The sequence below is a fragment of the Brevundimonas sp. Root608 genome (assembly GCF_001427825.1).
GTDB lineage: Bacteria > Pseudomonadota > Alphaproteobacteria > Caulobacterales > Caulobacteraceae > Brevundimonas.
This window is the reverse complement of record NZ_LMGT01000007.1, coordinates 87,224-105,842: the sequence shown is the minus strand read 5'-3', so window position 1 is coordinate 105,842 and position 18,619 is coordinate 87,224. Positions and strand designations below refer to the sequence as shown.

Annotated in this window: 20 protein-coding genes; 11 read left to right on the top strand and 9 right to left on the bottom strand. The window is 69.9% G+C overall.

The features are described from left to right. The first annotated feature begins 16 nt into the window (after nucleotides 1-16). A complete protein-coding gene (locus tag ASD59_RS11170; RefSeq protein WP_055831707.1) occupies nucleotides 17-2,179 on the top strand; it encodes a primosomal protein N' in 2,163 nt (720 codons plus the stop codon). A gap of 36 nt (nucleotides 2,180-2,215) precedes the next feature. Here the strand turns inward: ASD59_RS11170 and ASD59_RS11165 are convergent, their stop codons facing one another. Both ASD59_RS11165 and ASD59_RS11160 read right to left on the bottom strand, forming a co-directional pair. After that, complete coding sequence (locus tag ASD59_RS11165; protein WP_082560169.1) at nucleotides 2,216-3,013, bottom strand: glutaminyl-peptide cyclotransferase; 798 nt, start codon at nucleotides 3,011-3,013, stop codon at nucleotides 2,216-2,218. A 2-nt stretch (nucleotides 3,014-3,015) separates the two neighbouring features. Next, nucleotides 3,016-3,840 (bottom strand): TerC family protein, encoded by an 825-nt coding sequence (locus ASD59_RS11160; RefSeq protein ID WP_055831705.1) that lies wholly within the window; start codon nucleotides 3,838-3,840, stop codon nucleotides 3,016-3,018. Between the two features lie 149 nt (nucleotides 3,841-3,989). Between ASD59_RS11160 and ASD59_RS11155 the strand changes: the two genes are divergently transcribed. The 10 genes from ASD59_RS11155 (at nucleotide 3,990) to ASD59_RS11110 (ending at nucleotide 12,452) form a co-directional block, all read left to right on the top strand. After that, entirely contained in the window at nucleotides 3,990-4,934 is a 945-nt protein-coding gene (locus ASD59_RS11155) for a DUF808 domain-containing protein (RefSeq protein ID WP_055831704.1), read from the top strand. A 472-nt stretch (nucleotides 4,935-5,406) separates the two neighbouring features. Then, nucleotides 5,407-5,607: a hypothetical protein gene (locus ASD59_RS11150; protein WP_055831703.1), complete on the top strand. Its 201-nt coding sequence runs from the start codon at nucleotides 5,407-5,409 to the stop codon at nucleotides 5,605-5,607. A gap of 242 nt (nucleotides 5,608-5,849) precedes the next feature. Next, nucleotides 5,850-6,404 carry a F0F1 ATP synthase subunit delta gene (locus ASD59_RS11145; RefSeq protein WP_055831702.1) on the top strand — a complete coding sequence of 185 codons (555 nt, stop codon included), beginning with the start codon at nucleotides 5,850-5,852 and terminating at the stop codon, nucleotides 6,402-6,404. Between the two features lie 70 nt (nucleotides 6,405-6,474). Then, nucleotides 6,475-8,010, top strand: a complete 1,536-nt coding sequence (atpA, locus tag ASD59_RS11140) for a F0F1 ATP synthase subunit alpha (protein WP_055831701.1) — start codon at nucleotides 6,475-6,477, stop codon at nucleotides 8,008-8,010. A gap of 26 nt (nucleotides 8,011-8,036) precedes the next feature. Then, entirely contained in the window at nucleotides 8,037-8,915 is an 879-nt protein-coding gene (locus ASD59_RS11135) for a F0F1 ATP synthase subunit gamma (RefSeq protein ID WP_055831700.1), read from the top strand. Nucleotides 8,916-8,952: 37 nt separating this feature from the next. Beyond that, nucleotides 8,953-10,509, top strand: coding sequence for a F0F1 ATP synthase subunit beta (atpD, locus tag ASD59_RS11130; protein WP_055831699.1), 1,557 nt, complete (start codon nucleotides 8,953-8,955; stop codon nucleotides 10,507-10,509). A gap of 154 nt (nucleotides 10,510-10,663) precedes the next feature. Further along, entirely contained in the window at nucleotides 10,664-10,933 is a 270-nt protein-coding gene (locus ASD59_RS11125) for an ATP synthase F1 subunit epsilon (RefSeq protein WP_055831782.1), read from the top strand. Nucleotides 10,934-10,940: 7 nt separating this feature from the next. Continuing rightward, the gene (locus ASD59_RS11120) at nucleotides 10,941-11,915 is read left to right on the top strand and encodes a metallophosphoesterase (protein WP_055831698.1); all 975 of its coding nucleotides are present in this window, start codon (nucleotides 10,941-10,943) and stop codon (nucleotides 11,913-11,915) included. Nucleotides 11,916-11,924: 9 nt separating this feature from the next. After that, a complete protein-coding gene (locus ASD59_RS11115; protein ID WP_055831697.1) occupies nucleotides 11,925-12,179 on the top strand; it encodes a CBU_0592 family membrane protein in 255 nt (84 codons plus the stop codon). A gap of 27 nt (nucleotides 12,180-12,206) precedes the next feature. Beyond that, nucleotides 12,207-12,452 (top strand): DUF1272 domain-containing protein, encoded by a 246-nt coding sequence (locus tag ASD59_RS11110; protein ID WP_055831696.1) that lies wholly within the window; start codon nucleotides 12,207-12,209, stop codon nucleotides 12,450-12,452. On the opposite strand, the gene ASD59_RS11105 is transcribed toward ASD59_RS11110, so the two are convergent. The 7 genes from ASD59_RS11105 to ASD59_RS11075 form a co-directional block, all read right to left on the bottom strand. After that, nucleotides 12,449-12,922, bottom strand: a complete 474-nt coding sequence (locus tag ASD59_RS11105; protein WP_055831695.1) for an RNA pyrophosphohydrolase — start codon at nucleotides 12,920-12,922, stop codon at nucleotides 12,449-12,451. The genes ASD59_RS11110 and ASD59_RS11105 overlap by 4 nt on opposite strands. Nucleotides 12,923-13,014: 92 nt before the next feature. Further along, nucleotides 13,015-14,214 (bottom strand): divergent polysaccharide deacetylase family protein, encoded by a 1,200-nt coding sequence (locus ASD59_RS11100; RefSeq protein ID WP_055831694.1) that lies wholly within the window; start codon nucleotides 14,212-14,214, stop codon nucleotides 13,015-13,017. Nucleotides 14,215-14,342: 128 nt separating this feature from the next. After that, nucleotides 14,343-15,713, bottom strand: a complete 1,371-nt coding sequence (locus ASD59_RS11095) for a S41 family peptidase (protein WP_055831693.1) — start codon at nucleotides 15,711-15,713, stop codon at nucleotides 14,343-14,345. Nucleotides 15,714-15,852: 139 nt separating this feature from the next. After that, on the bottom strand, nucleotides 15,853-16,920 hold the full coding sequence (locus ASD59_RS11090) for a murein hydrolase activator EnvC family protein (protein ID WP_082560168.1): 1,068 nt from the start codon (nucleotides 16,918-16,920) through the stop codon (nucleotides 15,853-15,855). Next, nucleotides 16,920-17,384 carry a 23S rRNA (pseudouridine(1915)-N(3))-methyltransferase RlmH gene (rlmH, locus tag ASD59_RS11085; RefSeq protein ID WP_055831691.1) on the bottom strand — a complete coding sequence of 155 codons (465 nt, stop codon included), beginning with the start codon at nucleotides 17,382-17,384 and terminating at the stop codon, nucleotides 16,920-16,922. The genes ASD59_RS11090 and rlmH overlap by 1 nt, the downstream gene beginning before the upstream one ends. A gap of 15 nt (nucleotides 17,385-17,399) precedes the next feature. Further along, nucleotides 17,400-17,804, bottom strand: a complete 405-nt coding sequence (gene rsfS / locus ASD59_RS11080; RefSeq protein WP_082560167.1) for a ribosome silencing factor — start codon at nucleotides 17,802-17,804, stop codon at nucleotides 17,400-17,402. Between the two features lie 97 nt (nucleotides 17,805-17,901). Next, nucleotides 17,902-18,579: a nicotinate-nucleotide adenylyltransferase gene (locus tag ASD59_RS11075; protein WP_055831690.1), complete on the bottom strand. Its 678-nt coding sequence runs from the start codon at nucleotides 18,577-18,579 to the stop codon at nucleotides 17,902-17,904. Between the last annotated feature and the right edge of the window lie 40 nt (nucleotides 18,580-18,619).

The following is an 18,619-nucleotide window of genomic DNA, read 5'->3' as shown; positions in this document are numbered from 1 at the left end:
CGGAGCGGGCCCGGCGGTGAAAGTCGCCAGCGTCCTCATCCCCCTGCCGGTGCCCGAGGCCTTCGACTACGAGGTCCCCGAGGGGCTGGACGTCGCGCGCGGCGACCAGGTCGCCGTGCCGCTGGGGCCGCGGCTGATGCGGGGCATCGTGTCCGAGGCGCGCGAGACCACGGGGTCGAACCGGCGGCTGAAGGCCATCGACCATGTGCTGGACGATCCGCATCTGCCAGAAAAGACCGTGGACTTCGTCGAATGGGCCGCGCGCTGGACGCTGAGCGCGCCCGGCGAAATGGCGGCCACGGCGCTGAAGGGCCTGCGCGCGCCCCGGCCCCGGCCCGAGCGGCGGGTGCGTCGCGTGGGCGACAGGACCCCGGCCCGGCCGACGGTCGCACGGGCGGCGGTGCTGGAGGCGCTGGGCCAGCGGTCGATGCCGGGTCCCGATCTGGCCCGGGCGGCGAATGTGTCCTCGGGCGTGGTCAAGGGGCTGATCGACGAGGGCGTGCTGGAGGTCATCGAGATCGAGGCGGTCGCGGCCTTCGACGCGCCCGACCCGGATCACGCCCCGGCGACGCTCAATCCCGACCAGGCGGCGGCGGCGCACGAGTTGGCGGCGGCGACGGCGAAGGGCGGCTTCGCCCCCTTCCTGCTCGACGGGGTCACCGGGTCGGGCAAGACCGAGGCCTATCTGGAGGCGGCGGCGCGGACGCTGAAGGCCGATCCTGCGGCGCAGATCCTGATCCTGCTGCCCGAGATCGCCCTGACCCAGGCCCTGATCGCCCGCATCACCGACCGCTTCGGCGCGGCCCCGGCGGAATGGCATTCGGGCGTCGCTCCGCCGCGTCGGCGTCAGGTGTGGGAGGCGGTGATCGCCGGCCGCTGCAACATCGTGGTCGGGGCCCGTTCGGCCCTGTTCCTGCCCTACGCCAACCTGCGGCTGGTGGTGGTCGACGAGGAGCACGACGGCTCGTTCAAACAGGAGGAGGGGCTGGTCTATCACGGCCGCGACCTCGCCGTGGCGCGGGCGCGGATCGAGGGGGCGACGGTGGTGCTGGCCTCGGCCACGCCTTCGCTGGAGACGCTGTGGAACGCCCATCAGGGCCGCTATGGCTGGCTGAAGCTGGCGGCGCGGCACGGGGCGGCGGTGCTGCCGAACATCTCCCTGCTGGACCTGCGCCAGAATCCGCCCGACCCCCAGACCTGGCTGGCCCAGCCCCTGCGCGAAGCCATCGGCGAGACGCTGGCGCGCGGCGAACAGACCCTGCTGTTCCTGAACCGGCGCGGCTATGCGCCGGTGGTGCTGTGCCGCGTCTGCGGCCACCGGCTGACCGCGCCCGACACCGACAGCTGGCTGGTCGAGCACCGCTACACCGGGCGGCTGATCTGCCACCTGACCGGCTTCTCCATGCTCCGGCCGAAACACTGCCCGGCTTGCGGGGCCGAGGATTCGCTGGTTTCGGTCGGCCCGGGCGTCGAGCGGGTCGAGGAAGAGGTGCGCAGTCTGTTCCCTCAGGCGCGCACGGCGGTGTTCAGCAGCGACACGGCCCCGGACGCGAAATCCGCCCGGGCCCTGATCCAGCGGATGGCGGACGGAGAGATCGATATCCTCGTGGCCACCCAGGCCGCGGCCAAGGGGCACAATTTCCCGCATCTGACGCTGGTGGGGGTGGTCGACGCCGACCTGGGCCTGCGCGGGGGCGACCTGCGGGCGGCCGAACGGACCTTCCAGCTGCTGACCCAGGCCACGGGCCGGGCCGGACGCGCCGACAAGCCGGGGCGGGCCATACTGCAGACCTGGACCCCCGAGCATCCGGTGCTGATGGCGCTGGCGGCGGGCGACCGCGACGCCTTCGTGGCGGCAGAGATGGCCGAGCGCGAGGCCGCGTCCCTGCCGCCGCACGGGCGGCTGGCGGCGATCATCCTGTCCAGCGAGAACGCCGCCGCGGTGGAGAGGGTCGCCCGCGATCTGGCCGAGAACATTCCCAATGCCGAACGGCTGGAGGTCTATGGCCCCGCCGACGCGCCCTTGGCGCTGGTGCGGGGGCGGCGACGCAAGCGGCTGCTGGTGCGGGCGGACCGGGACGTCGACCTGCAGGGCTTCCTGCGGGCCTGGCTGGCGCGGGTGAAGGCGCCGGCGTCGGTGCGGGTGACGATCGACGTGGATCCGTACAGTTTTCTCTGACGCGCTTCTCGCTCCCCCTTGTGGGGAGGGAAACGCTTACCTCGGCCCCGTCAGCCTGATCTCGAACAGGGTCGGCCAGTTCTTGCCGGTGACGAACAGGCGACGGCCGTCCGGGTCCCAGGCGATGCCGTTCAGGACCGCGTCCGTCTGATCGAGGCCCGACCGGTCCGGCATCAGCCCCGTCAGGTCGATGACGCCGGTGACCACGCCGGTGGCCGGATCGATGCGGACGATGAAGTCGGTGTGCCAGACATTGGCGAACACCTCGCCCTCGACCCATTCCAGCTCGTTGATCTGGCGCAGCGGCCGGCCTTGCACGGTCACCGGCGCCTGGCCGGTTTCCTCAAAGGTCTGCGGATCGAGAAAGCGCAGCGCGGCCGTGCCGTCGGACAGGATCAGCCGCGTGGCGTCATGGGTCAGGCCCCAGCCCTCGCCGGCATAGGCGAACTCGCCCTCGGGCTCGAGCGTCAGGGGATTCCAGACGAACCCCTTGCCGCCCTTCCAGGTCAGGGTCAGGACGCGGTCGCCGAAGACGGTCAGCCCCTCGCCGAACAGGTTTTCGTCCAGCTCGCGCTTGTGGATCACCACCCCGTCTTCCAGCCGCACGCGCCGCACGGTCGAGGGAGAACGGCCGGTGCTTTCCAGCAGTTCGCCGTTGTGGAACTCCAGCCCCTGGGTGAAGGCGCCGGGATCATGGGGATACGCTCGGACGACTTCGAATCCGTAGACCGGGACCGGCGCGGCGGCCGATGCGGAAACGGCCGGCGGCGGCGTTTGCGCCGCCGCCGGCAAGGGCGTCAGCAGGGCAGCGAGAAGGAGAACCGCCGCCCGCATGATCAGACCCCCGGCTCGGCCGTCTCGGCCTTGTTCAGCGCCGCCTGCCGCGCCGCCAGGGCCGCCTGCTTCTTCGCCGATGCGGTGCGTCCCATCATGTTCAGTCCCTCGACCAGGGCCGAGAAGGCCATGGCGGCGTAGATATAGCCCTTGGGCACATGGACGCCGAAGCCGTCGGCGATCAGCACCATGCCGATCATCAGCAGGAAGCCCAGGGCCAGCATGACGATGGTCGGGTTCTTGTCGATGAAATCCGCCAGCGGATCGGAGGCGACCAGCATGGCGATGACGGCGATGACCACGGCGACCATCATGATCGGCACGTGATCGGTCATGCCGACGGCGGTCAGGATGGAGTCGATCGAGAAGACCAGGTCCAGCAGGATGATCTGGCCGATGGCCGCCCCGACGTTGTTGATGACGGCGGTGGTCTTGTTCTTCTCCAGCAGGTCGTCGCCGATGCTGGTGTCGACGGCGTGGTGGACCTCGGTCGTCGCCTTCCAGACCAGGAACAGGCCGCCGGCGATCAGGATCAGGTCGCGCCAGCTGAAGGCCGTGTCCCAGCCCGCGCCCGCGAAGCCGAGGTCGAAGACGGGCTTGGTCAGGCCGACGATCCAGCCGATCGTCGCCAGCAGGCCGAGACGCATGATCAGGGCCAGGCCGATGCCGATGCGACGCGTGCGCTGGCGATGCTCGGGCGGCAGCTTGTTCGACAGGATCGAAATGAAGATCAGGTTGTCGATGCCCAGCACCACCTCCATGACCACAAGCGTGATCAGGGCGGCCCAGGCGGCGGGATCGGTCAGGAGAGCAGTAATTTCGGTCATTGGATCGGGATAGGGCAGCCGGGGATGCCGCGCCAGAATTTTTCGCCGCGGCCGGGCGCGTCAGGGCGCCGCGTTTGATCGCGCCTCTGGACCCGGCTCACGGGCTCGCCTAGCCAAGGGCGAACCGCATTTGTTTTGCGAGGTGACACGTGCCCTCAGGTCTTGCCGCCCTTCTCGACGACGTCGCAACCATCGCCAAGATGGCGGCGGCCTCGGTCGATGACGTCTCCGCCGCCGCCGGCCGCGCCAGCATGAAGGCCGCCGGCGTGGTGGTCGACGACGCGGCGGTGACGCCGGGTTACGCGATGGGCTTTTCGCCCCATCGCGAGCTGCCCATCATCCGCAAGATCGCCGTCGGCTCGCTGAAGAACAAATTCCTGATCCTCCTGCCCGGGGCCCTGCTGATCAGCGCCTTCGCGCCCTGGGCGCTGACGCCCCTTCTGATGGCCGGCGGCGCCTATCTCTGCTTCGAGGCGTCCGAGAAGCTGTGGGAGAAGCTGGCGGGTCACGGAGGCGGCGAGACCCCGCCGGAAGAACTGGCCCTGTCGTCCGCCGAACAGGAAAAGAAGATGGTTGGTTCGGCGATCCGCACCGACCTGATCCTCTCGGCCGAGATCACCGCCATCGCCCTGGCCGATCTGGCCGAGCGCCCGCTGGCGACCCAGGCCGCGGCCCTGGCCCTGGTGGGCCTGTTGATCACCGCGGCGGTCTATGGCGCCGTGGCGCTGATCGTGAAGATGGACGATATCGGCCTGCACCTGGCCGAGCGCCCTTCGGCTTCGGCGCGCGCGCTGGGCCGGGGTCTGGTCCACGCCATGCCGATGGTGCTGACCGGGCTGGCGACGGTCGGGACCCTGGCCATGCTGTGGGTCGGCGGCGGGATCCTGGTCCACGGCCTGCACGAGTACCATCTCGACCTCGTACCCGGCGTGATCGAGAGTCTGGGACACGCCGCCGGACGGGTCCCGCTCATCGGCCCCGTGACGGAATGGCTGGCGACGGCCGCCGCCTCGGCGGTCGTCGGCCTCGTGACCGGCGGGATCATCGTCGCGATCCTGCACCTGATCCCGGGGCGCCACCGCGCCGCCCACTGACCGGGAAAGCCCGCGCGATCCTGGCGGCCTGACCGGCGGGAGAAGATGTCGCACCCCGGGCGGGCGCCGCACGCGCCCCGTATGCGCTAAGCTCGGCTGTCGGATGGCTGAAGGTTCGCATGATCCTGCGACGGCTGCTTTTTCTGGTTCTCATCCTCGGCGTGGCTGCGCTCGGCGCGCCAGCCCCTGTACTCGCGACGCCCGCCCATCACCTGCCGCCGGCCGATTGCGGGTCCTCCGGGCCGGACAAGACCGTCCCGCCCTGCGTCCAGATCTGCCTGTCCCGCCCGCTCTGCCCGCCGGCTCCCGCCCTCGTCGCGCCGCCCGTCCCGGCGCCGGCGATCCCCCATGGACTCAAGCCGGTCGATGATCGCCTTCCCGGCCGCCTCATCGGACCGGAGCCGCCTCCGCCACGGACCTGAATGCGTCTGCACGACTGCACACCATTCAATTCTGAAAATCGGAGACTGACATGAAACGCGTTCTTACCCTGGCCGCGCTGGCCCTGGCCGCTTCGGGCGGCGTGGCCTTCGCCGCCGATCCCGCCGCCGTCGCCCAGCTGGTTCACGCCTGCTGCGACCTCGCCTGCGCCTGCCGTGACGCCTGCGCCGCCTGCTGCACGGCGTGCGCCGACTGCCTTGGCGACTGCGCAGATCACTGCGGCCACGGCTGACGCCTGAGGGCCGACGGAGGAGCGCCCGGCCTCAGGGCCGGGCGCTCTTTTCGTGCGGCGGATGCGGCGGCCTGTCTCGGTTGCTCCCCGGGGGGATGAGTGCTATCAGGCGCCCGGCTGAGCCGGAGGACGCGTTGCAAGGCGCGTCCTTCAAGTGCTTTCTCAAAGCATTTCAAGCCTTTGGTCGGCGCGGACACGCGGCCGGCCTTCAACCCGAACGCCAACCCGCGCGGACCTTATAAGTGGCTGACGATTACAGGACGACGGAAGTCGGCGAGCGCTACGCACAGGCGCTGTTCGACCTCGCTGACGAGACGAAGGTTCTGGACGCCGTGCGCGCCGACCTGGCCTCCCTGCGGGCCGCGTGGAACGAGAGCGCCGACCTGCGCCGCCTCGCCCAGTCGCCGGTCATCGCCGCCGAGGACCAGCAGAAGGGTCTGACGGCCATCGCCGACAAGGCGAGGTTCAACGCCGTGACGAAGAATTTCCTCGGCCTGCTGGCCCAGAACGGTCGCTCGCGCGACCTGCCGGGCGTGATCGCGGGCTTCGAGGCTCTGTACGCGAAGAAGACGGGCGTCGTTGCCGCCGAGGTCGTTTCGGCCCAGGCCCTGACCGCCGCCCAGATGAAATCCATCCAGACCGCGCTCCGCACCTCGCTGGGCAAGGATCCGGAGATGACCGCCCGCGTCGATCCGTCGATCCTGGGCGGCCTCAAGGTCAAGGTCGGCTCGAAACTGTTCGACGCCTCGCTGAAGACCAAGCTCGACCAGATGAAGTTCGCCCTCAAGCGCGCCTAGGCGCGCCGCCACCACAGTATGCGACGGGCCTGATCGCCCGGCCCCAAGAGACGATAACAGAGAGCCTGTCATGGACATCCGCGCCGCCGAAATCTCGGCCATCCTCAAGTCGCAGATCGCCAACTTCGGCGTCGAAGCGGACGTGTCCGACGTCGGCCAGGTGCTGTCGGTCGGCGACGGCATCGCCCGCATCCACGGTCTGGACAATGTCCAGGCCGGCGAGATGATCGAATTCCCCAAGGCCGGCGTGAAGGGCATGGCCCTGAACCTCGAGCGCGACAACGTCGGCGCCGTGATCTTCGGCCAGGACAACCAGATCGCCGAGGGCGACGAGGTCCGGCGTCTGGGCGAGATCGTGGACGTTCCGGTCGGCAAGGGTCTGCTGGGCCGCGTCGTCAACCCGCTGGGCGAGCCGATCGACGGCAAGGGCCCGATCCAGTTCACCGAGCGCCGCCGCGTCGACGTGAAGGCTCCGGGCATCATCCCGCGCAAGTCGGTGCATGAGCCCATGCAGACCGGCCTGAAGGCCATCGACACCCTGATCCCGATCGGCCGCGGCCAGCGCGAGCTGATCATTGGCGACCGTCAGGTCGGCAAGACCGCCGTCGCCATCGACACCATCCTGAACCAGAAGAGCACCAACGCAGCGGCCACGTCGGAAGGCGAGAAGCTGTACTGCATCTATGTCGCCATCGGCCAGAAGCGCTCGACCGTCGCCCAGATCGTCAAGACGCTCGAGGAGCGCGGCGCGCTGGACTACACCATCGTCGTCGCCGCCACGGCTTCGGAGCCGGCCCCGCTGCAGTTCCTGGCCCCGTTCTCGGGCACGGCCATGGGCGAGTTCTTCCGCGACAACGGCATGCACGCCCTGATCGTCTATGACGATCTGTCCAAGCAGGCCGTGGCCTACCGTCAGATGTCCCTGCTGCTGCGCCGTCCGCCGGGCCGCGAAGCCTATCCGGGCGACGTCTTCTACCTGCACAGCCGCCTGCTGGAGCGTTCGGCCAAGCTGAACGAGGACAACGGTTCGGGCTCGATGACCGCCCTGCCGCTGATCGAGACCCAGGCCAACGACGTGTCGGCCTACATCCCGACGAACGTGATCTCGATCACCGACGGCCAGATCTTCCTGGAATCGGACCTGTTCTACCAGGGCATCCGCCCCGCTGTGAACGTCGGCATCTCGGTGTCGCGCGTGGGCTCCTCGGCCCAGATCAAGGCGATGAAGCAGGTCGCCGGCTCCATCAAGGGCGAGCTGGCCCAGTACCGCGAGATGGCCGCCTTCGCCAAGTTCGGCTCGGACCTGGACGCCTCGACCCAGAAGCTTCTGGCCCGCGGCGCGCGCCTGACCGAGCTGCTGAAGCAGCCGCAGTACTCGCCGCTGACGGTCGAGGAGCAGGTCGTCTCGGTCTATGCCGGCACGCGCGGCTATCTGGACGCCATCGCCGTGGCCGACATCGGCCGCTTCGAGAGCGAGCTGCTGGCCCGCATCCACTCCAAGCACAGCTCCATCATGGACGGCATCCGCAAGGAGAAGGCCCTGTCCAAGGAGCTGGAAGCCGAGCTGAAGGCCGCCATCGAGGCCTTCGCCAAGACCTTCGCGTAAGACCGAGAGCGAGAGAGTAGCGCCGGATGGCCAGCCTCAAGGAAATGCGCAATCGGATCGGAAGCGTGAAAGCCACGCAGAAGATCACGAAAGCCATGCAGATGGTCGCCGCGGCCAAGCTGAAACGCGCCCAGGACCAGGCCGTCGCGGCCCGGCCCTATGCCCAGCGCATGGCCGCCGTCATCGCCAATCTGGCGGCCGGCGTGTCTGGCGACGGCGCGCCCAAGCTGCTGGCCGGCACGGGTTCGGACCAGAAGCACCTCGTCATCGTCGCCACGGCCGACAAGGGCCTGGCCGGCGGCTTCTCGTCCAACGTCGTCCGCGCCGCCCGCGACCGGATCAACAGCCTGATCGCCGAGGGCAAGGACGTCCGCATCATCGCCGTGGGCCGCAAGTCCCGAGACGGCCTGACCCGCCTGTTCGGCGACAAGGTGGTCAGGACCTTCGAACTGTCGGACCACAAGGTGCTGGCCCTGCCGTCAGCCCAGCCGATCGCCGAGCTGGTCGCCAATGAGTTCGAGGCCGGCGCCGCCGACGTCGTCACCCTGTTCTACAGCCAGTTCAAGTCGGTGATCTCGCAGGTCCCGACCGCCAAGCAACTGGTCCCCGCCGTGGTCGAGGGGGGCGCCGCTCCCATCGATCTGAACGGCGCGGTCTACGACTACGAGCCTTCCGAGGAGGAAATCCTCGAGACCCTGCTGCCGCGCAACATCACGACCCAGATCCTGGCCGCGATGTACGAGAACCAGGCCGGCTTCTACGGAGCCCAGATGGGCGCCATGGACGCCGCCACGCGCAACGCGGGCGACATGATTTCCGCCCTGACCCTGACCTACAACCGATCCCGCCAGGCGCAGATCACCAAGGAGCTGATCGAGATCATCTCCGGCGCCGAAGCCCTCTGATCCGATCCTGACCGATATTCCGAACCGGAAGACAACGATGACCGACACCACCGCCAAGAAACCCGCCGCCAAGAAGCCGGCCGCTCCCAAGGCCTCGAAGGCCGCAGCCGCCGCCGCGACCGGCAACGCCGCCTATACGGCCGGCACCGGCGTGGGCAAGATCGCCCAGGTCATCGGCGCCGTCGTCGACGTCGAGTTCGAGGGCCAGCTGCCGGCCATCCTGAACGCGCTGGAAACGACCAACACCGACCAGAAGACCGGCAAGCCGTTCCGCCTGGTTCTGGAAGTCGCCCAGCACCTCGGTGAGAACATGGTCCGCACCATCGCCATGGACACCACCGAGGGCCTGACCCGCGGCCAGGCCGTGACCGATACCGGCACCTCCATCCTGGCCCCCGTCGGCCCCGGCACCCTCGGCCGCATCATGAACGTCGTCGGCGACCCGATCGACGAACAGGGCGCGATCAAGACCCAGATGTACCGCCCGATCCACCGCGAGGCGCCTTCGTTCGAAGAGCAGTCGACCTCGTCGGAAATCCTGGTCACGGGCATCAAGGTCATCGACCTGATCTGCCCCTACACCAAGGGCGGCAAGATCGGCCTGTTCGGCGGCGCCGGCGTGGGCAAGACCGTGACCATGCAGGAGCTGATCAACAACATCGCCAAGGCCTACGGCGGTTATTCGGTTCTGGCCGGCGTGGGTGAGCGCACCCGTGAAGGCAACGACCTGTATCACGAGATGATCGAGTCCAACGTGAACGTGGACCCGTCCAAGAACGGCGGCTCGACCGAAGGCTCGAAATGCGCCCTCGTGTACGGCCAGATGAACGAGCCTCCGGGCGCCCGCGCCCGCGTCGCCCTGACCGGCCTGGCCCAGGCCGAGTACTTCCGCGACGAGGAAGGCAAGGACGTGCTGCTGTTCGTCGACAACATCTTCCGCTTCACCCAGGCCGGTTCGGAAGTGTCCGCCCTGCTGGGCCGCATCCCGTCCGCCGTGGGCTATCAGCCGACGCTGGCCACCGAGATGGGCAACCTGCAGGAACGCATCACCTCGACCAAGAAGGGCTCGATCACCTCGGTCCAGGCCATCTACGTTCCCGCCGACGACCTGACCGACCCGGCCCCCGCCGCCTCGTTCGCCCACCTGGACGCGACGACCGTGCTGAGCCGCGACATCGCCGCCCAAGCCATCTTCCCCGCCGTGGATCCGCTGGACTCCACCTCGCGGATCATGGACCCGCTGGTCATCGGCGAGGAGCACTACCGCGTCGCCCGTTCGGTCCAGGAAGTGCTGCAGCAGTACAAGGCGCTGAAGGACATCATCGCCATCCTGGGCATGGACGAGCTGTCGGAAGACGACAAGCTGGTCGTGTCGCGCGCCCGCAAGATCCAGCGCTTCCTGTCGCAGCCCTTCTTCGTGGCCGAGCAGTTCACCAACTCGCCCGGCAAGTTCGTCGAGCTGGCCGACACGATCCGCTCGTTCAAGGGCATCGTCGCCGGCGAATACGACCACCTGCCGGAAGCCGCCTTCTACATGGTCGGCACGGTCGAGGAAGCCGTCGAGAAGGCCCAGAAGATGGCGGCCGAAGCTTAAACCTCTCACCGCTCACCCCGGCGAATGCCGGGGCCCAGATCACGGTCCGGATGGACGGGATCGGGGCTCCGGTGTTTGATCGGCCAATACGGAGTCTTTCCATCTGGGTCCCGGCATTCGCCGGGATGAGCGGATGGGAGAAGTGGCGAACATCATGGCTGGCAAACTTTCCTTCTCTCTCGTCTCGCCTGAGCGCGAGGTCTTCAACGGCCTCGTCGATCAGGTCGACGCGCCGGGCGTCGAGGGCGACTTCGGCGTCCTGGCCGAGCACGCCCCCTTCATGACGGCCCTGCGCGAAGGCGTGGTCACGGTCATCGACGGGGGTTCGCGCCGCCAGTTCGAGGTCCACGGCGGCTTCGCCGACGTGACCCCGGCCGGCCTGACCATCCTGGCCGAACAAGCCTCGGAAGTGGCCGCGGGCTGATCTGATCATGGCCGGACCGGGCGCTGTTCTGGTCATGGCCTGGATCGGCGCGGTCCTCGGACCCATCATCTGCATATTTCTGGTCCGGCGGTTGCTGCGCAGCCGCCGGATTTTTCTTGCAGGGAGTCTGGGCGGGGCTTTCGTGGCCGCATGGGGCCTGGGCGTCTGGGCCTTCCTGATCGAGCCGGCAACGCTGACGGTTCGGCATGTCACGGTCGAGAGCGCGACCTGGCGCGGTTCGCCGCTGCGCATCGGCGTCATCTCCGACACCCATGTGGCCGCGCCCCACACCGACGTCGCCCGCATCGAACGGCTGGTCGAGCGGATGAACGGCGAACGGCCCGATGTGGTCGTCCTGCTGGGCGACTATGCGGGCGGCCATGAACCGGCGGCCACGCGGGCCTTGCCCGAACAGTCGCAGATCCTGCGCGGCGTCGAGGCCTTCCGCGGTCTGTCCGCCCCGCTGGGCGTCCACGGCGTGCTCGGCAACCACGATTCCTGGTACGACGACGCGGCCATCAACGCCGCCCTGAACCGGGGCGGGGTGAGGGTTCTGGACAATCGCGCCGAACGGATCGCCCGCCCGGGTGGAGCTTTCTGGATCGCCGGTCTGGCGGACATGGAGTCGCCGCGCGAACCGCCCCTCGTTTCCGCCACCCTGCGTCAGGTCGTCGACGACGCCCCGGTCGTGGTCCTGACCCACTGGCCCGACCCGTTCGTCGACGTGCCGGATCGGGTCGCGCTGACCCTGGCCGGCCACACCCACTGCGGGCAGGTGAACCTGCCGGTGTTCGGACGGCTGGTGCACGCCTCACGCATGTCCGAACGCTGGGCCTGCGGCCAGTATGACGAGGGCGGTCGCAAGCTGTTCGTCACGGGCGGGGTCGGGGTGTCGATCCTGCCGGTGCGGTTCCGCGCGCCGCCTGAGATCGTGATCCTGACCCTGACCTCGCCGGTAGCCGCAGCGCCCCCGAACCGCTAGGGACGGGCCATGACCGTTCCTGACCTTCTTGGCGTCGTCGGCGTCCTGCTGATCCTCGTGGCCTACGCCGGCGCGACGACCAACCGGCTGGACGCGACCAAGGCGCCCGCCCTGCTGCTGAATCTGGCCGGCGCCCTGCTGATCCTGCTGTCGCTGTATTTCGACTTCAACCTGTCGGCGGTGCTGATGGAGGGAGCCTGGGCCCTCGTGGCGGTCATCGGCCTGATCCGACTGGCGCTTGGCGCCTCGCGGAAGCAGGGCTAGCCTTCGCCGCCTGATCCGGAGGCTCCGATGCTGGAACTGCGCCCCAACTGCGAGTGCTGCGACCGCGACCTGCCGTTCGACAGCGCCGAGGCCCGCATCTGCACCTTCGAATGCACCTTCTGCGCCGCCTGTGTGGACGGGGTGCTGAAGGGCGTCTGCCCCAACTGCGGCGGCGGCTTCGTCGCCCGCCCGATCCGGCCGGCGCATCTGATGGCGAAATATCCGGCCTCGACGAAGCGAGCGCTCAAGCCGCTGGGCTGCGCGGCGGCCTAGACCACCAGCGGCGCGAACACGGCCACGACCTGCTCATAGACGTCGCGCTTGAACGGCACGATCAGGTCCGGCGCCTCGTTCAGCGCGCCCCAGCGCCAGGCGTCGAACTCGATCTCGCCGTGGGCTTCCAGATCGATTTCGGACTCGTCGCCGGTGAAGTGGAAGGCGAACCAGCGCTGCTTCTGTCCGGCCCAGCCGCGCGCCTGTTTGGAGCCGCCGTAGCCTTCCGGAAAGTCGTAGACGATCCAGCCGTCGGTCGAGGCCATCAACTCGGCCGAGACGACTCCCGTTTCCTCGCCCAGTTCGCGGCGGGCCGCGGTTTCCAGGTCCTCGCCGTCGTCGACCCCGCCCTGGGGGAATTGCCAGTTATGCGGCCCCTCGGTCCCCGCGCGGCGCCCGTACCAGACGCGGCCGTCCGGATGGAACAGCACGACGCCGACGTTGGGCCGGTAGCGGGAGAGGTCTTTCATAGGGACTAGGGATTAGGGACTGGGGATTAGGGAGGGAAGAGGCATGGCGCGAGATCGCGGCCCGGCGAACCCCAATCCCCGGTCCCTGGTCCCTATCTTCCCGGCCGTTGCGTCATCGCACTTGCCGGCGCCAGCTGCAGGCCGCGCGCGTCGAGGTCGGCGGTCCAGCGGGCCACGGCCTCGACCGTGACCGGATAGCTGAAGCCCGTGCCCAGCGCCTGGCCATTGCCCTTGGCCAGGGCCTCCAGCGCGTTCAGCTGGCCGACGATGGCGGCGGGCGTCTGTTGCTCGTCGATGACCCGGTTGGCGCTGGCGCGGGCCCAGGCGCCGGGCCGGCGGCTCATCGAACCGTCGTCGAGGAAGGCGACGCCGCGCTGGCGCAGGATGCCCAGGAAGGCGGTCATGCCGGCGTCCGAGCTGGCGAACCGGTCGCCCATATAGTTGGTGACGCCGAAATAGCCGACAGCCCGACCCAGCAGCCAGTTCATCTTGGACTGGATGTCGGCGGACTGGCCCGAGGCCAGCAGGGTGTAGGGGCCCGGATCGTTGTCGGGATAGCCGGTGGGCTCCATCGGCATTTCCAGCATGACCTCATGGCCCTGGGCGCGGGCCAGGTCGATCCAGGTCTGCAGGCCCTCGGCGTAGGGGACGAAGCTCAGGGTGACCTCGGCGGGCAGGCGTTCGATGGCCGCTCGGGTGGTCACGGCGTTCAGGCCCAGGCCGCCGACGATCAGGGCGACACGTGGGCGGCCGTTCGAGCGGAACGGGCGGGCATAGGCCTGGGCCGGCACGCGGCCGTCCGTGGCGATGGTCGGCAGGGGGCCGTTGGGACCCGGCTGGCTCAGCCCGGCAATGGGGGCGGCCGGCAGGGGCGAGGCCGTCACGCGCGGGGCGGTGACCGGGGCGCCGTTGCCCGAGACGGTGGCGCCGTTCGGCAGGGTGATGACCGCCTCGCCCGACAGGGCGGGATCGACCGCCCCGCCTTCGACCGCCAGATCCTGCCAGGAGCCGTAGGCGCCCATGGAGAAGGCCTCGAGGCCGGTGGGAGTCGGGGCGGCGACGACGGCTTCGCGCTTCAGCGCCGCGCGGGCCGAGGGGGCGCCGGCGCGGGGATCGCCCAGCACAGTGATGAACAGGGCGGCGGCGGCCATCAGCATCAGGCCGGCGCCGGCGACGGCGACCGGCGGCTTGCTGAGCAGGCGGGTGACGGGCGCGAGGTTTTCACGCATCGACCGGCGCACCGGGGGAATCGCGGCGGTGGCGGCCAGGACGGATTGGCGTTTGGCGAACATGGGCAGACTGGACGCTTGATACGGGGATCCGCGAAGCGGACTCCTTCAGGCGCCACAGTGGCGGGCGTCGGTTAAGAAAGCCTAACGCGCGTTAGGCATGGGGACGCCCGCCCCCTGACGTCCCGCAGCTAGTTCTCCGGCGCGGGCTCCGGCTCGACCGCGGCCAGGGTCGCGCCGGGCTCGGACACCACCACGCCCTCGGGCGCGGCGGCCAGCCGGGTCAGGTTCCCGCCCGCGCGCAGCACGTCGAAGGCCCGCTCCAGCTGGTAGTCCTTGTCCTCGTCATAGCTCTCGCCGGGCGCCTCGCGGGGCGTGTGCGGCCCCTTGCGCTCGGCCCCGATCGACGAGTCCAGGGCCGTGGCGTAGGCGGCCTCGGAATAGATGAAGTTCGACCGCGACACGATCCGCGCCTCGGCGGCCGAGCGCGACACCTCCAGATCGGGCTCGACGCCGATCTTCTGGATCGAGGCCCCCGACGGCGTGTAGTAGCGCGCCGTGGTGATCGACAGCGCCCCGTCTGCGCCGCCGCGCAGCGGGATGACCGTCTGGACCGAGCCCTTGCCGAAGCTGGTCAGGCCGACCAGCGTCGCCCGCTGGTGATCCTTCAGCGCGCCGGCCACGATCTCCGAGGCCGAGGCCGATCCATAGTTGATCAGCACCACCAGCGGCAGGCCGCCGGTCTGGTCGCCCGGGCGGGCGGAGTAGCGCTGGATCTGGTCGGCCTTGCGCCCGCGCTGGGTGACGATCTCGCCGCGCTCGAGGAAGGCGTCGGACACGGCGATGGCCGCGTCCAGCAGGCCGCCGCCATTGTTGCGCAGGTCCAGGACGTAACCCTTGATGGCGGGGTTCTCGGTCTTGAGCCGGGCAATGGTCTCGCTCAGCTCGCGGCCGGTGTTCTCGTTGAAGGTAGAGACGCGCAGATAGCCGAACTCGCCCTCGACCCGGCCGGTGACGGACTCGATCTTGATGACCTCGCGCGTCAGGACGACCTCTTTCGGCTCCTCCCCGTCGCGCAGGAAGGTGACCTTGACCGAGGTGCCGACGGCGCCGCGCAGCTTCTCCGACACCTGGCTGACCGTCAGACCCGAGGCGTTCTGGCCGTCGATGGACGAGATGACGTCGCCGGCGTTGACGCCCGCGCGCGCTGCCGGTCCGCCGTCCATGGGCGAGATGACCTTCACCATCCCGGCCTCGGACTGGATGGTCAGGCCGACGCCCGAATAGGCCCCCGAGGTGCGCTCCTGCAGGTCGCCGTAGCCGTCGGGCGGCAGATAGTTGGAGTGGGGATCCAGGGCGGTCATCATGCCCTGCAGCGCCGCCTCGATCAGCTTCTTGTCGTCGACCGGAACGACATAGGCCTGCTCCACGATGCCGAGCACGTCGCCGAACAGCCCCAGCATGCGGAACGCTTCGTTGCGCGGGGTCTGGCCCACCGCGGTGGCGGCGCCCACGCCGACCATGGTCACGGCTGCGGCGCCAATCAGAAGCAGTTTACGCATGGGTCTCTTTCAACGGTCAGGCGGCGGCCGCGAACGCGGCGTCTTCAACAGATACGGACCGGCGAGCGACCAAATCGTGGCCGATCAGCGGTTCGCGGATAAAATCAGCGTCATCGCGGCTTGGGAAGCGGTTTCGCCCTTAACGCAACCACGGCGCCGGATCGATCGGCCGCTCGTCGCGTCGCAGTTCGAAGGCGATCTCGCCGTCCGCGCCCGAGCGGCCGAGGACCTGGCCGTCGGCGACCCGGTCGCCCGTCTCCACCGCCGCCTCGTCGAGGCCGGACACCACCGCGCGCCAGCCCGGTCCGAGGTCGAGGATCACCACCTGCCCCCAGCCGCTCAGCGGACCGGCGAAGGCGACCCGCCCTCCGGCCGGCGCCCGCGCCTCGGCCCGGTCCGCGCGCCAGCGCCAGCCGGTCGCGCCGCGGCCGAACCGCTGCGACGGGGCGCCGTCGACGGGCGGCGTCAGGCGGCTGCGGCCGGCGGGCAGGCGGGCGACTGCGGGTTCGGCCTCGGCGTCCGCGACCGGCACGGCGGCGCCCAGCGCCCTCAGCCGGGCCTCCAGCGCGCGGCTGGCCCGTTCCGCCGTCTGCGCCTCGGCCCGCAGCACGGCCTGAAGCGCCGTCTTGCGCGCTGTCAGCGCCTCGATGCGGGCGCGGCGGTCGCCCCGCGCGCTCTCGGTAGTGAACAGCTGTTCGCTGTTCAGGGCGGCGATGCGCCGGACGCGGTTCACCTCGTCCTGGCGGTCGGCCAGCCCCTGGGCGCGGGCCTGCAGCGTCGGGGCCATGGCGCGGATCAGGATCGAGGCGCGCACCGTGTCGACCGCCCTGTCGGCGGAAACCAGCAGCGGCGGCGGCGGGCGACGGCTCATCATCTGCAGCGCCGACAGCAGCCGGCCCTGCCGGCCCCGCGCCTGCGACAGCTGGGCCACCAACGCCCCCTCGCGCGCGCCGAGTTCGCGCAGCCGGGCGCGCTGGGCCAGGATCAGCCGGTCATCCTCGCCGACCGCGGTCCGCAGCTGATTCAGCGACCGCTCCAGCCCGGCCAGTTCGGCGGTGGCCTCGGCCGCCTCGGCCCGCAGGCGTCGCGCGCGCGCCTGTTCGTCGCGGAACTCGGCCTGAAGCCGCGCCACCTCCGTCACCGGCGCGGCGGCGCCTGCCGGCAGGGCGGTCAGGCTCAGACACAGGATCAGGACCAGCGGACGCATCAGTCGCGATGATAGGGCGATCCGGCCAGGATGGTCACGGCGCGATACAGCTGTTCCGCCAGCATCGCCCGCGCCAGCGCATGCGGCCAGGTCTGGGGCCCGAAGGCCAGGGTCGAGCCGGCCGCGGCGCGCACGCTCTCGTCCAGCCCGTCGGCCCCGCCGATGGCGAACACCAGCCGGCGCTCGCCCCGGTCGCGCAGCATGGCGATATGGTCGGCGAAGGCGCGGCTGGAGAAGGTCTTGCCGCGCTCGTCGCAGGCGATCAGATGCGCGCCCTCGGCGGCCTTGAGGATCAGCTCGGCCTCGGGCGCCCTGCCCGGCTTGCGCGGTTCGAGGTCGACCAGCTCCAGCGGGCCGAGACCGAGCGCCCGCCCGGCCAGCGTCGCGCGCTCGGCGTAGTCGGTCGCCAGCGCGGCCTCTGGCCCCCGCCCCGGCTTGCCGATGGCGATGACGGCCAGCTTCATCCGGTGATCAGGAAATCAGGCGCGGGCGTCGACGCGGTGGCCGCTCTCGACCGACCAGATCTTCTCGATGTTGTAGAATGCGCGCACTTCCGGGCGGAACAGGTGGACGATGACGTCCCCCGCATCCAGCAGCACCCAGTCGCAGTGCGGCAGGCCCGAAACCTTGACCTTGCCCAGACCCTGTTCCTTCAGCGCGCGCTGAAGGTGGTCGGCCAGGGCGCCGACGTGCCGGTGCGACCGCCCGGAGGCGATGATCATGGTGTCGGCCATCGGGCTTTTGCCCTTCAGGTCGATGAGGACGATGTCCTGCGCCTTGTCGTCGTCGAGACGCGACAGGATCGCCGTTTCCAGCGCGGTTGAGCCGACGGGAAGGGGAGCCTGCGGACCGTCTTCTGAGCGGATGGGTTCGAATTCGTCCATCTCGTGCGCCGTGTTCGAAACGGCGGTGTCTTGCGCGTCGTGCGCGGGCGAGGGGGTCAGCGGAAGGCTCCGGGGAGATTACTAAAGCGGAAGCCTATCACAAATGCGCGGCGGCGTCACGCGCGGCCCGCAACGCGGTCGACGAGCGCGGATTCAGCGGCGCCGTCAGATAGGTCCAGGCGGGCGCGTCGAGGTCGGGCAACAGGCGCGCACGGGCGGCCGGAACCCGCGCCGAGGCGAAGCGGGCGGCGGCCGGGGCGGTGCGGCTGTCCAGCTGGCTGCCGGGCCTGGCGATCACCGCCATGGGCATCATCCGCATGATGTCGGTCCAGCCGCGCCATTTGTGAAAACTGGCCAGATTGTCGGATCCCATCAGCCAGACGAAGCGCACGCCGGGGTGCCGGGCCGTCAGGGCGCGCAGGGTGTCCACCGTCCATTGCGTGCCGGCGCGGGTCTCGAAGTCCGAAACCACCATGGCCCGGCCGTCCGCCGCCAGCCTCGCCGCCGCCCGCGCCGAGGCCATGCGTTCGGCCAGGGGCGCGCTGTCGCGGGCGTCCTTGAGCGGGTTCTGCGGCGACACCAGCCAGACGACCCGGTCCAGCCCCAGCCGCCGCATGGCCGTCTCGGCGACATGGGCGTGTCCGTCATGGGCCGGATTGAAGGAGCCCCCGAACAGCCCGACCGCCATTCCGGGCTGAAGATCCAGCCCGTCGCGCAGGGCGCCGGGGCGGGGCCCCTGGGCTTTCGGCGCGGGACCGGCGTGGAAGAAGGACAAGGCGGCAGGGCTCGCGGGGACTTATGCTCACAAGGGAGCT

Coding starts and splice junctions, on each gene's coding strand:
- ASD59_RS11100 (WP_055831694.1), bottom strand. CDS start 14,214: ATGTTCGCCAAACGCCAATCCGTCCTGGCCGCCACCGCCGCGATTCCC.
- ASD59_RS11110 (WP_055831696.1), top strand. CDS start 12,207: ATGCTGGAACTGCGCCCCAACTGCGAGTGCTGCGACCGCGACCTGCCG.
- ASD59_RS11115 (WP_055831697.1), top strand. CDS start 11,925: ATGACCGTTCCTGACCTTCTTGGCGTCGTCGGCGTCCTGCTGATCCTC.
- atpD (WP_055831699.1), top strand. CDS start 8,953: ATGACCGACACCACCGCCAAGAAACCCGCCGCCAAGAAGCCGGCCGCT.
- ASD59_RS11095 (WP_055831693.1), bottom strand. CDS start 15,713: ATGCGTAAACTGCTTCTGATTGGCGCCGCAGCCGTGACCATGGTCGGC.
- ASD59_RS11105 (WP_055831695.1), bottom strand. CDS start 12,922: ATGAAAGACCTCTCCCGCTACCGGCCCAACGTCGGCGTCGTGCTGTTC.
- ASD59_RS11150 (WP_055831703.1), top strand. CDS start 5,407: ATGAAACGCGTTCTTACCCTGGCCGCGCTGGCCCTGGCCGCTTCGGGC.
- ASD59_RS11160 (WP_055831705.1), bottom strand. CDS start 3,840: ATGACCGAAATTACTGCTCTCCTGACCGATCCCGCCGCCTGGGCCGCC.
- rlmH (WP_055831691.1), bottom strand. CDS start 17,384: ATGAAGCTGGCCGTCATCGCCATCGGCAAGCCGGGGCGGGGGCCAGAG.
- ASD59_RS11125 (WP_055831782.1), top strand. CDS start 10,664: ATGGCTGGCAAACTTTCCTTCTCTCTCGTCTCGCCTGAGCGCGAGGTC.
- atpA (WP_055831701.1), top strand. CDS start 6,475: ATGGACATCCGCGCCGCCGAAATCTCGGCCATCCTCAAGTCGCAGATC.
- ASD59_RS11135 (WP_055831700.1), top strand. CDS start 8,037: ATGGCCAGCCTCAAGGAAATGCGCAATCGGATCGGAAGCGTGAAAGCC.
- ASD59_RS11090 (WP_082560168.1), bottom strand. CDS start 16,920: ATGCGTCCGCTGGTCCTGATCCTGTGTCTGAGCCTGACCGCCCTGCCG.
- ASD59_RS11165 (WP_082560169.1), bottom strand. CDS start 3,013: ATGCGGGCGGCGGTTCTCCTTCTCGCTGCCCTGCTGACGCCCTTGCCG.
- ASD59_RS11120 (WP_055831698.1), top strand. CDS start 10,941: ATGGCCGGACCGGGCGCTGTTCTGGTCATGGCCTGGATCGGCGCGGTC.
- rsfS (WP_082560167.1), bottom strand. CDS start 17,804: ATGGACGAATTCGAACCCATCCGCTCAGAAGACGGTCCGCAGGCTCCC.